This window comes from Aquimarina spinulae (genome assembly GCF_943373825.1).
Classification (GTDB): Bacteria; Bacteroidota; Bacteroidia; order Flavobacteriales; family Flavobacteriaceae; genus Aquimarina; species Aquimarina spinulae.
Genome location: NZ_CALSBP010000001.1, coordinates 1,260,376 through 1,272,055 on the forward strand (window position 1 = coordinate 1,260,376; position 11,680 = coordinate 1,272,055).

Here is an 11,680-nt window from a genome sequence, read left to right on the forward strand (position 1 = left end):
TTTTAATTATTTTTTTCTTGATAATATTGAATCATTCGATATGTGATGATTAGAAAACCACCAAAACCTATCGTAAATGCCCAGGTGTTAATATGTTGAGTGGGAAATAGAACTCTTTTTAGGATATCTGATAAAATCCCTGATGGATTTTGAAGTATATCCCAGCTGTTCCATCTCAATACTCTTCCCAGATATATCCCAAAACCACACAATAATAGAATGCAGTATGAGAAGAGATTTGTGATTTTTTTTGAAAATTTTTCAAGAAGTAATGTTTGCATCATCCATAAAGAAGCAAAACCAATAATTAAACCATTAATGGCAAAGGATAGAATAAGTAAAACATCAAACCAAACTGATTGTAGGTTACTTAATCTGATATGTTGTAAATCGGTTAAGATATATGGAGAATTAGGTAAAAATAAGAGCCATATCACAAAACCTAACCAGAAAATGAGTTGATTTGTTTTGCGTATGCTTAGTAACATTGTAATGCCATAAGGAATGCATGCTAAAAAGAGATTCCAGACCAGAAATAGATAAAAAGAAGATTCTGTTTTTAAAATTCTGATTGCCAGTAATAATAAGCTAAATGTAACTGAAAACGTAAATAGTTTTATGAAAGGCATTTGTTTTTCTATAATATTCATAACAATTAATATTTATACGATTTGGATATAGATAAGTGTAATAGGGATGTTAAGTAAAAAGAGTAGTATTGTGATTAGATTCTCTTTGGTGTCTTTTGAAAAGAAAAGCGCATTAATAATTAGAAATGCCAGAAAAATTGCATTAACAAGGAAAGCAATTCTAACATAATTAATTCCTATATGCAATAGTGTACTCCATTTAAAACATATGTAAAGTAGCAGTAGGGAAGTTCCTATAAGAAAACTAACTAAGGCTAAAGTAATCGCAATTTTATTAATAGGGTGCGCTATTTTCATAATGATGAGATTAAAAATATTTTAGAAATGGGTTGTTCATTACGATAATGATATATCCAATAGTAATTGGGATATTGAGAACGACCAGTATGATCGTTGTTAAATTCTCTTTGTAGTACTGGTGATTGATGATGGCATTAGTTATGATCCCTACAAAGACGATTACATTAAGAACTGATGCTATGATCACATAAAAAAGACCTATGTCTAATACGATATTGGATTGAGAAATTAAAAAGAATAGTAATAGTAAAGTTCCCAAAAGAAAGCTTATGGTTGCTACGATAAGCGCATTTTTGTTAATTGGTTGTATGATTTTCATAATGATGAGATTAAAAATGTGGTTTTCAAGGTTTGTACAGATTGATGTAAAAGCTTTTTGTAATCCAGTTGGTAAAAAGGATAAGCAGTTTTGCCTTTTCGGTATGCTTTTTTAAAAAGTTTAATCTTGTCTGGATAGAATAGGGTGCCTAGTCCTATAACAGAGATTAGATATATTGTGCGTTTACCATTTCCTAAAAGATAATACTGCATAGCCACCTCTTCAGAAACAGAGATACCAATATTGGTTAATACATGAAAAACATCATGGTTTTCTAATTTGGGTTGTGGGTTAAAATCATGTTGTAGCAAAAAACAACCTAAATGAAACCCAAGACTCCCTTTAGGATATGTAATAAGTGTTTTTACCGAAATATCCCAGGGTGGTTGTCTCTTAAACCATTTCTGATACGGTCTTTTACTTAACTCATAGATTGTTTCTAATATAAATGCTCTCATTTTTTTATTTTAAAAGTACTTTGTTTTTCAAAGTAAAATGATAAAAAAAATATGACTATTGTTTTAGTAATTTTTCAATAGCTTCTACGTGTTTTTTAAAAGCTTCTCGGCCTTTTTTGGTAACACTGTACCTTGTATTGGGTTTTCTACCTATAAATGATTTTTCTACCATAATGTATTCTTCTTTTTCCAAAGCTTTAGTGTGGCTAGCTAAGTTACCATCGGTAGCTCCCAGAAGCTCTTTTAGCGTTTTAAAATCGGCATATTCGTTAACAATCAATATCGACATAATTCCTAATCGAATTCGATGATCAAAAGCTTTGTTTATATTGTTAATTATATTTTTCATTCTTTATTCCCGTGAAGGAAAAAACTTTTCAAATTTTATACTTAGTTTAACCCGATTGAATTACATTTCTATATAAATCAAAAACTAATTTATATGATAAAGATTGCTACTTTATGGTTTAGATTTTGAATTTGAAGTCTCATTAAAGTATATCAGGCTTCCGTATATAATATGCATTATACCAAATCCCAGCACCCAAAACCAGAAACCATATCCAGGATAAATTGCGCAGATCAAACCTAATACAATTTCTATATATCCCAAATATTTTACATTACCAATTGTATATTTTGATGCATTTACCAGGGCAAGACCATAAAAAATAAGCATTAATGAACCGGTAAGACCATAATGATCGCTGGATATTTTTATAATGATATAAATACCACCAGTAACTAATGGAATCAAAAAAGCGGTAAGTAATCGTTTGGAAGCACTATTCCATAAGGTTTCGTTATTTTTTTTTGCTTTTGTAATACTTAATATGATAGCTGTAATAATGCTTAGAAAAGCAACTACAACCAGATCTAATAGGATATAATTAAATATTTTACCATCTAGGATAAGGTAGTTTCTTCCGCTAATACTAACTAGATAATACGCAACAGCAGCGCCAATTAGTGCATAGATGCCAGCCATTATTCCTGATAAACCACTAAGTGAGAAAAAACGAGATGATTTGTTCATCATATCCTTGATCTCTGTAATGTCTTTTAAGTATTCTTCTGTGCTCATATTAAAAAGTACTTTGAAATACAAAGTAAAATTAAAATATTGAATTGTGCAAATTTAATTTTACTAGGTGTTATATTTTTTGATTGATAGGTTGCTCTTTAAAATTATATTTAATAAAATCTATTAATAGTATACATGATATTAATTTATTGGTTAAAAACAGTTTTATATCTTTTACTTCCACCTGACTTTAATATAATTATCTATCTCTTTAACTTGTCTTGGGATATTTTTTTTTATTTCAAAAAGTAAGTTCTCGATTAGCTTTTCTTTGGCGAAATTTTTGTTTACCACTATACTTATTTCCCTAGTAGGTTTTGGGTTTTCAAAATATTTTATGTGTTTATTTTCTATGTTTTCTACTACTGATAATTGAGGAACCAAGGTATATCCTAAACCTGCTTTAACTAGGTTTTTTATTGTTTGTATCGAACCGCTTTCAAATAAAAAAGCTTTGTTTTTATTTTTATCATTGTCTTGGCATATATTAAGAACCTGATTTCTAAAACAATGCCCTTCTTCTAAAATAAGAAGATCATCAGGAGTAAGGTCATCTTGTTTTACAATTTCTGATGTGCCGAAAGTATTTTTATCATTACAATACACCAGAAATGGTTCCTGATATAAATTTATTTCACGTATCGTCTTATCCTCTAAAGGGGTTGAAACAATCCCAATATCTAAGGTGCCGTTATGTAAAGCATCAATAATAAAATCGGTTTGCATTTCTTTTATTACCAATTTGATTTTCGGATTGCTTTTTAAGAAACTCTCTAAGAATAAAGGAAGCAAGTTGGGGGCGATTGTTGGTATAATACCAAGTGTATACTGTCCCGAAATACTAGATGTATTGTCATACGCAAGTTCTTTAAATTCATTAGCTTCTCGGAGTGTACTTTTGGCCTTGGCAATTAAAATTTTTCCAATAGGAGTTGGAGTAAGAGGAGTTGTATTACGATCAAATATAACCGTGCCAATCTCATCTTCTAATTTTTTTACCTGAATTGTTAACGTAGGCTGGGTTACAAAGCATAATTCTGCCGCTTTAGTGTAATGTCTTTTAAGGTCTAATGCTACTATATATTTTAATTGTTGAAGTGTCATAGAAGATTTAGTTATTAATAATATAAATATAGTCATTTATATTATTAATTTGATTAATGATGAGTAACCGACGTACTTTGTATTTGTTATTAACTTAAATAAATTTCACACATGAAAAAGATTGTATTAATTGCAATTGTCATTGGTATGTGGCCAACTCTTTATGGGCAACAAATTATGACAACTAATGGGGGTGCTCCAATCGGGGACAACCAAAATTCGAAGACAGTAGGAGAGTATGGTCCTGTATTGTTAGAGGACATACATCTAATCGAGAAATTAGCGGCATTTGATAGGGAGCGAATTCCAGAACGTGTCGTTCATGCAAGAGGAGCAGGAGCATTTGGATATTTTGAAAGTACAAAGGACATGTCGTCTTATACAAAAGCAGTTTTATTTAATGGGAATAATAAACGTACTGACCTAGCTGTACGTTTTTCTACTGTTATACACGGTAAAGGTTCTCCGGAAACTGCAAGAGATCCCAGAGGTTTTGCGGTAAAATTCTATACGCAACAAGGAAATTATGATATTGTCGGAAATAACCTTCCGATATTTTTTATCAGAGATGCAATAAAATTTCCTGATATGGTACATTCATTAAAACCTTCACCGGTTACAAACAAACAGGATCCCAATCGTTTTTTTGATTTTTTTTCTAATGTACCAGAAGCCACTCATATGATTACCAGACTATATACAGATTTGGGTATCCCTAAAGGGTATCAGTATATGAACGGAAGTAGTGTTCATGGGTTTAAATGGGTAAATGAAAATGGAGAAGTTACTTATGTCAAATATTCTTGGATTAGTAAACAAGGAGAACATAATTTGGATTTAGAACAAGCAGCAAAACAACAATCCGTGGATTGGCAACATGCGACAGTTAGTCTTCGAATGGATATTGATAATAAAAATTACCCTCAATGGGATTTGTATGTTCAATTGATAAAACCAAAAGATATAGGTAGTTTTGATTTCTGGCCTTTAGATGCTACAAAAGATTGGCCGGCAGATAAGATTGAGAAAATAAAAATAGGTACGATGACATTAAATAAAAATCCTGTTAATTATTTTCAAGAAGTAGAATCCATTGCGATGTCACCAGGAAATCTCATCCCGGGTATAGAGCCTTCAGAGGATAAACTGTTACAAGGGCGGTTGTTCTCCTATTTTGATACCCAACGTCATAGGCTGGGGGCTAATAATCAGCAGATTAAAGTAAATCAACCTAAAAAAGAGGTGGTAAATTATAATTCTGATAGTTATTCTAGTGCTTCTAATTCCAAATTCCCAAATGCAGATATCAATTACCAGCCTAGTACAAAAGTTGCGTTAAAGGAAAATTCTAGCTATAAATTATCCGAAACTAAGCTAAATAATATAAAAATTACACAAAAAAAGATTTCCAAAACCAATGATTTTGCCCAACCAGGTAGTTTTTACAGGAGTTTATCAGAAAAAGATAAAACGAATCTAATTAGGAATCTTAAAGGAGATTTAGGGCAGGTAAAAAATATTCATATTCAAAAAAAAATGATTACCTATTTCTATAGATCGGATAGAGATTTTGGTATGCGAATAGCTAAAGCTCTTGGGTTTAGTCAAAAAGATTTTATGCAATTTGGAAAGTAATTAATCTAAAAAATGAATTCTTTAGTACTTTTTGATTATGCTAAAGATGATTAGTAAGGTTAAGGAATTGTATTTATGTTTTTCTAGTATTATAATAAATACCCGAAACGTTCTTGAATAATGTGGTGTTTGTCATTATTTAGTGCCATTTTTCGTTTCGGGCTTATTATAATATTATTGATTTTAGGATTAAAAACGTTTTTAAATGATAAACAATGATAAAAAAAATAGCGATATATTATTTCATAATATTGGGAATAGAGGTATATGGGCAAGAACAAATATTTGAATATAGTAGAGAGGGAAATGTAAATGCAATTGCTGAAATACTAGAAACAAATAAGTCGGGAATTAATATGGTCAACCGTAATGGGTATAGTCCCCTTATATTGGCTATTTACTATGGACAAATAGATACAGCTCATTTTTTATTAAATCAAGGAGCTGATCCTGATATACAAGATAGTGCAGGGAATACAGCACTGATGGGGGCGTGCTTTAAAGGGTATGAAAACATAGTGCAATTACTTATAGAATATAAGGCTAATGTTAATCTGAAGAATTATAATGATGCAACTGCTCTTATTTACGCAGCTACATTTGGTCATGCAGAAATTGTAAAGGAGTTAGTGAAAAATAATGCGAATATAGACATCAGAGATATTAGAGGAAATACAGCATTAGATCATGCCCGTATTCAAGAGAATCAAGAGGTAATACTTTTGCTCTCCATGAATAATTAAGAAGTATATTTATGGTATGAATCCAGCAGAAGAATATATTTTAAGACAACCAGAGCCTTTTAAATCAACCGTACTTCATCTACAGGTGATTATTGAGACGACTTTACCCAAAGTAGAGTTGTTGTTTAAATGGAGAGTTCCTTTTTATTATATGGATAAAAGCCCGATCTGTTATCTAAATGTAACTAAAGGGTATGTAGACGTAGGATTTTGGAGCGCACAGTATTTTACCAAACACCAGGAGAAGCTAGAGTCTGATAAAAGAAAATATGTAAAATCTCTTCGATACCAAAGCATAGATGATATCGATGATCAAGTACTTATCGAAGTTCTTGAACAAGCGTATACCTTTAGGAATGAAAAATTTATAACTGATTAACGGTTTGTCTAATAGCAACCAGATTGCTCAATAATTTTTCCAGATGATCAAGATGTAACATGTTTGCACCATCACTTTTTGCATTTGCAGGATCGAAGTGTGTTTCCATAAATAAACCATCTACGCCAGTTACTATTCCTGCACGTGCAATAGTTTCGATCATATCGGGTCTTCCTCCGGTTACACCACTAGATTGATTAGGTTGCTGTAATGAATGCGTCACATCAAGTACAGTAGTGCCGTACTGTTTCATTGTAGGGATCCCTCTGAAATCAACAATCATATCCTGGTAACCAAACATAGTTCCACGATCGGTGATCATTGCATTTTCATTACCGCTATCTTTTACTTTTTTTACGGCATGTTGCATAGCTTCGGGACTCATAAATTGTCCTTTCTTTAGGTTAACCGTTTTTCCTGTTTTTGCAGCAGCAACCACAAGATCGGTTTGGCGTACCAAAAAAGCCGGGATTTGTAAAATATCTACATATTCGGCTGCAAGTGCTGCATCCTCATTTTCATGAATATCAGTAACCGTTGGGATTTCGAAGGTTTCTCCAACTTTACGTAAGATTTTTAATGCTTTTTCATTACCAATACCTGTAAAACTATCAATACGACTACGGTTAGCTTTTTTAAATGACCCTTTAAACACATAAGGAATTTTGAGCTTAGAAGTAATAGTAACTACTTTTTCTGCAATATGTAATGCCATCTCTTCTCCTTCAATAGCACAGGGCCCAGCCAGAAGAAAAAAGTTATTTGAATCAAGGTTTTTTAAATTTTTTATTTCAGAAAGATCCATATGTATTTTTTAAGAAGGCAAAGATAAGTCTTTTAGGATTTGAAGGAAAGAATTATTAATAAAAGTAATAGTGGCAAGAAGTTTGATAATAATTCTTTCCTTCAAATAAAATACAAAGAATTATGAAGAGAACACTCACAGCTATTTTCCTTTTAATTACAATTATTATTTCTGCTCAAAGTAATAGTGTATCTGTAAAAGACCATATGTTTAAAATAAATATACTAACCACTCCAGGTATAGAATATGAGGTAGGATTAGGTAAAAACACTACTTTAGATTTTAGATTAGGGACAGGTTTTGCCTATGCGTCTAGGAATGGAAATGGTAGATATGGTATTTTTCCTTCAGTAGAGGGGGCTTATCGATATTATTATAATTTTAAAAGAAGAACTCAAAAAGGCAAGAACACATCAAAAAATTCTGCAAATTATATTGCTTTAACTACGCTTTTTACAAGCGGAGATCCTATTATTGGAGACATACAAACTAATATTGATTATTATGCCAGAATAGGTCCTGTTTGGGGTTTTCAGCGTACGTATAATTCTAATCTTAATTTAGGATTAGAGTTAGGGCTCGGATATGGGTTTAATAATGAAGAGAGTTTTTTAAGACCTATAATTGGTTTTAGATTAGGATGGACATTCGGAAAAGATGTTAATTAATAGATAGTGAACCAGTTATAGTGCTATTTTTGTTTTTTTTGAATAATATTCCCCTATTTATTAATAATTAAAACTTTCGTATACAACCTGTCAAAATATCTCGTACCTTTGCACCCTTAAAAATGAGGCGTTTATGACAGCTATAAAAAATATTGCGATAATTGCTCACGTAGATCACGGTAAGACTACGTTGGTAGATAAGATTATGTACCATTGTCAATTATTTCGTGAAAACGAAAACACAGGTGATTTAATTTTAGATAATAATGACCTGGAGCGCGAAAGAGGTATTACCATTACTTCAAAAAACGTTTCGGTTACTTATAAAGGAACCAAAATTAATATCATAGATACTCCTGGTCACGCCGATTTTGGAGGAGAGGTAGAGCGCGTATTGAATATGGCAGATGGAGTACTACTTTTGGTAGATGCTTTTGAAGGGCCTATGCCACAAACTCGTTTTGTACTGCAAAAAGCAATTGACCTTGGGCTAAAACCATGTGTTGTGGTTAATAAGGTAGATAAAGAAAACTGTACACCAGACGAAGTACATGAAAAAGTATTTGACCTAATGTTCGAACTTGGTGCAGAAGAATGGCAATTAGACTTTCCTACAGTATATGGTTCTGCTAAGAATAACTGGATGAGTGATGACTGGAAGAACGAAACAGATAATATCGAACCTCTACTTGATATGGTAATTGAGCATATTCCTGCTCCGAAAATTGAAGAAGGAACTCCTCAAATGTTAATCACATCGTTAGATTTCTCATCATTTACAGGACGTATCGCTATTGGACGTTTACAAAGAGGAACTTTAACAGAAGGTATGCAGGTTTCTTTGGTAAAACGAGACGGAACAATAAAAAAATCTAAAATAAAAGAACTTCACACTTTTGAAGGCCTTGGAAGAATGAAGGTAGAAAAAGTAGAAGCTGGTGATATTTGTGCACTGGTAGGACTTGAAGGTTTTGAAATTGGAGATACTGTAGCAGATATAGAGAACCCTGAAGGATTAAAAACTATTGCTATCGATGAGCCTACTATGAGTATGTTGTTTACGATTAATGATTCTCCTTTCTTTGGAAAAGACGGAAAATTTGTAACATCTAGACATATTAAAGAAAGATTAGCAAAAGAACTAGAGAAAAATTTGGCACTTAGAGTTAATGATACAGATAGTGCCGATAAATTTATAGTATTTGGGCGAGGTGTACTGCATTTATCAGTATTGATTGAAACCATGCGTCGTGAAGGATATGAATTACAGATAGGACAACCACAAGTAATCATTAAAGAAATAGATGGTGCTAAATGTGAACCAATCGAAGAATTAACTATTGATTTACCTGAGCATGTATCAGGAAAAGCTGTAGAAATGGTAACTATGCGTAAAGGAGAAATGCTTAGTATGGAAGCCAAAGGAGATCGTATGGTATGTGAATTTATGATACCATCTAGAGGAATTATTGGTTTACGTAATCAATTATTGACAGCAACCGCAGGTGAAGCAATTATGGCGCACCGTTTTAAAGAATATCAACCACTTAAAGGAGATATTCCTGGACGTATTAATGGTTCATTAGTTTCTATGGAAAAAGGTTCTGCGATACCATATTCTATTGATAAGCTACAGGATAGAGGAAAATTCTTTGTAGATCCGGGAGAAGATATTTATGAAGGACAGGTGATAGGAGAAAATTCTAGAGGTGATGATATGACTGTTAATATTACCAAAACAAAAAAATTATCAAATGTACGTTCTTCGGGAGCAGATGATAAAGCTAAGATTGTACCTGCGATCAAGTTTTCATTAGAAGAAGCTTTAGAATATATCCAAAAAGACGAATACGTAGAAGTTACTCCTAACTTTTTAAGATTGCGTAAAATCTACTTAACAGAAGTTGAACGTAAACGAAATAAAATCGTTTAAACTCTTTTAAGGTATACATATAAAAATAAAAAACCCCCGAGAGATTCTCGGGGGTTTTTTATTACAGTAAGTTAAAACTATAACTGGTATTAAAAATAAAATCCCGAGTTAACTCGGGATTTATCGTCGATATTTTGGGGTATGCATTGGGGTATTTGGGGCTAATTCTATATTTTGGGGCAAATTATCGTATACAATGTTTTACTTGTGTGGTACAAATGTAAGAATAATTCCTGTAACTACGCTTGTAAAAAACAACAAAATATCGGTAAAATACAATTAATAGCGATAAAATACGCAAAAAACACTGTTTCGATACGGTTTTTACTGCTCTTTTGAAAGATCGATACTTAAAATGTTATTTTTTAAAAGAACTTCAATACTTTTAAGAAATAATTTGAAATAAAAAATAATGGATCGAGGTTTAGAATGGAAAGAATTTATGAATGTAGATATGCGAGTGGGGACTATAATACATGTAGAAATTTTTAAAGAAGCACGAAACCCAGCCTATAAAATGATTGTTGATTTTGGAGAACTGGGAGAGCGGAAAACCTCTGCGCAGATCACGCAACTTTACCAACAACCCGAAGAACTTATAGGAAAACAAGTTATAGCGGTGGTCAATTTTCCGCCAAAGCAAATTGCCAATATAATGAGTGAATGTTTGGTTTTAGGAGCTGTAGGAGAAGATAAAGAAGTAACCTTGTTAAGTCCAGATTTAAAGGTTGAAAATGGATTGCGAGTAGGGTAGTCCCTCTAGCTAAAGTAAATATGCTTCTTAATGTTTATGTAGAAAACAGATAACAAAATCAACCTGAAGCTCTAGATTTATTAAAACCTACACATCTCTTTTTACCCTTTTCTTTGTACAACTTCAAATACTTTATTTCCATCACATTTTAATGTTTTAGATGGATATTTGAGCAATAAAGCATAATCGTGAGTTGCCATAAGTATGGTGTTACCATTTTTATTGATATCCCGTAGAACTTCCATAACTTCGACAGATGTTTGCGGGTCTAGATTTCCGGTAGGCTCATCGGCTAATATTAGCTCGGGATCATTAAGTAATGCTCTGGCAATAGCAATGCGTTGTTGTTCTCCTCCCGATAATTGATATGGATATTTAAAATCTTTGGTTTTCATACCTACTTTATCCAATACATCATCAATTTTACTGTCCATTCCTTTTTCATCTGTCCACCCTGTGGCTTTAAGGACAAATAAAAGATTCCCTTTTACAGTTCTGTCATTAAGTAATTTAAAATCCTGAAATACAATACCTAATTTTCTGCGTAAAAAAGGGATTTGATTTTCTTGTAGGGTAGGTAAATCAAAATCAACAATGCTCCCTTCACCTTCTAACAAAGGAAGATCCCCGTACAACGTTTTCATAAAACTACTTTTACCTGTACCGGTCTTACCAATAAGATATACAAAATCCCCTTTGTTCACTTCTACATTGACATCAGAAAGAATTAAGCTTTCGCGTTGATAAATTGAAGCATTTTTGAGGCTTAATACCGTATTAGACATAGTTTATGATTCTGAATTAATATACTTGGTAAAAGTAAAAAGTTTTCTGTTAAAAAAAATCAG

General features: G+C 32.2%; 15 protein-coding genes. 6 read left to right on the plus strand and 9 right to left on the minus strand.

The window, feature by feature from the left end:
- Positions 1-2: 2 nt before the first annotated feature.
- The 7 genes from NNH57_RS05485 to NNH57_RS05515 form a co-directional block, all read right to left on the minus strand.
- Positions 3-650 carry a DUF1361 domain-containing protein gene (locus tag NNH57_RS05485; protein ID WP_108808410.1) on the minus strand — a complete coding sequence of 216 codons (648 nt, stop codon included), beginning with the start codon at positions 648-650 and terminating at the stop codon, positions 3-5.
- Positions 651-662: 12 nt separating this feature from the next.
- Complete coding sequence (locus NNH57_RS05490; RefSeq protein WP_074408301.1) at positions 663-947, minus strand: hypothetical protein; 285 nt, start codon at positions 945-947, stop codon at positions 663-665.
- Positions 948-957: 10 nt separating this feature from the next.
- Entirely contained in the window at positions 958-1,269 is a 312-nt protein-coding gene (locus NNH57_RS05495; protein WP_108808411.1) for a hypothetical protein, read from the minus strand.
- Positions 1,266-1,727, minus strand: a complete 462-nt coding sequence (locus NNH57_RS05500) for a Coq4 family protein (protein WP_074408300.1) — start codon at positions 1,725-1,727, stop codon at positions 1,266-1,268. The genes NNH57_RS05495 and NNH57_RS05500 overlap by 4 nt, the downstream gene beginning before the upstream one ends.
- A gap of 55 nt (positions 1,728-1,782) precedes the next feature.
- Positions 1,783-2,076 carry a winged helix-turn-helix domain-containing protein gene (locus NNH57_RS05505; protein WP_034242778.1) on the minus strand — a complete coding sequence of 98 codons (294 nt, stop codon included), beginning with the start codon at positions 2,074-2,076 and terminating at the stop codon, positions 1,783-1,785.
- A gap of 111 nt (positions 2,077-2,187) precedes the next feature.
- Complete coding sequence (locus tag NNH57_RS05510; protein WP_074408299.1) at positions 2,188-2,811, minus strand: hypothetical protein; 624 nt, start codon at positions 2,809-2,811, stop codon at positions 2,188-2,190.
- 174 nt (positions 2,812-2,985) lie between these two features.
- A complete protein-coding gene (locus tag NNH57_RS05515; RefSeq protein WP_082994902.1) occupies positions 2,986-3,951 on the minus strand; it encodes a LysR substrate-binding domain-containing protein in 966 nt (321 codons plus the stop codon).
- 75 nt (positions 3,952-4,026) lie between these two features.
- Here NNH57_RS05515 and NNH57_RS05520 point away from each other — a divergent pair, with 75 nt between their 5' ends.
- The 3 genes from NNH57_RS05520 (at position 4,027) to NNH57_RS05530 (ending at position 6,672) form a co-directional block, all read left to right on the plus strand.
- Complete coding sequence (locus NNH57_RS05520; protein WP_074408297.1) at positions 4,027-5,550, plus strand: catalase; 1,524 nt, start codon at positions 4,027-4,029, stop codon at positions 5,548-5,550.
- Between the two features lie 251 nt (positions 5,551-5,801).
- Complete coding sequence (locus NNH57_RS05525) at positions 5,802-6,293, plus strand: ankyrin repeat domain-containing protein (protein WP_234423398.1); 492 nt, start codon at positions 5,802-5,804, stop codon at positions 6,291-6,293.
- Between the two features lie 16 nt (positions 6,294-6,309).
- Positions 6,310-6,672, plus strand: coding sequence for a DUF1801 domain-containing protein (locus NNH57_RS05530; protein WP_074408295.1), 363 nt, complete (start codon positions 6,310-6,312; stop codon positions 6,670-6,672).
- Here the strand turns inward: NNH57_RS05530 and kdsA are convergent.
- On the minus strand, positions 6,659-7,477 hold the full coding sequence (kdsA, locus tag NNH57_RS05535) for a 3-deoxy-8-phosphooctulonate synthase (protein WP_074408294.1): 819 nt from the start codon (positions 7,475-7,477) through the stop codon (positions 6,659-6,661). The two genes, NNH57_RS05530 and kdsA, sit on opposite strands and share 14 nt — an antisense overlap.
- Positions 7,478-7,599: 122 nt before the next feature.
- On the opposite strand from kdsA, the gene NNH57_RS05540 reads away from it, so the two are divergent.
- The 3 genes from NNH57_RS05540 (at position 7,600) to NNH57_RS05550 (ending at position 10,832) form a co-directional block, all read left to right on the plus strand.
- Positions 7,600-8,145 carry a DUF3575 domain-containing protein gene (locus tag NNH57_RS05540; protein ID WP_074408293.1) on the plus strand — a complete coding sequence of 182 codons (546 nt, stop codon included), beginning with the start codon at positions 7,600-7,602 and terminating at the stop codon, positions 8,143-8,145.
- 133 nt (positions 8,146-8,278) lie between these two features.
- Entirely contained in the window at positions 8,279-10,078 is a 1,800-nt protein-coding gene (gene typA, locus NNH57_RS05545) for a translational GTPase TypA (RefSeq protein ID WP_108808413.1), read from the plus strand.
- Positions 10,079-10,490: 412 nt separating this feature from the next.
- Positions 10,491-10,832 carry a tRNA-binding protein gene (locus NNH57_RS05550; RefSeq protein ID WP_108808414.1) on the plus strand — a complete coding sequence of 114 codons (342 nt, stop codon included), beginning with the start codon at positions 10,491-10,493 and terminating at the stop codon, positions 10,830-10,832.
- A gap of 101 nt (positions 10,833-10,933) precedes the next feature.
- Here NNH57_RS05550 and NNH57_RS05555 read toward each other — a convergent pair whose 3' ends face one another.
- Positions 10,934-11,617: a cell division ATP-binding protein FtsE gene (locus tag NNH57_RS05555; protein WP_024768942.1), complete on the minus strand. Its 684-nt coding sequence runs from the start codon at positions 11,615-11,617 to the stop codon at positions 10,934-10,936.
- Positions 11,618-11,680 lie beyond the last annotated feature (63 nt).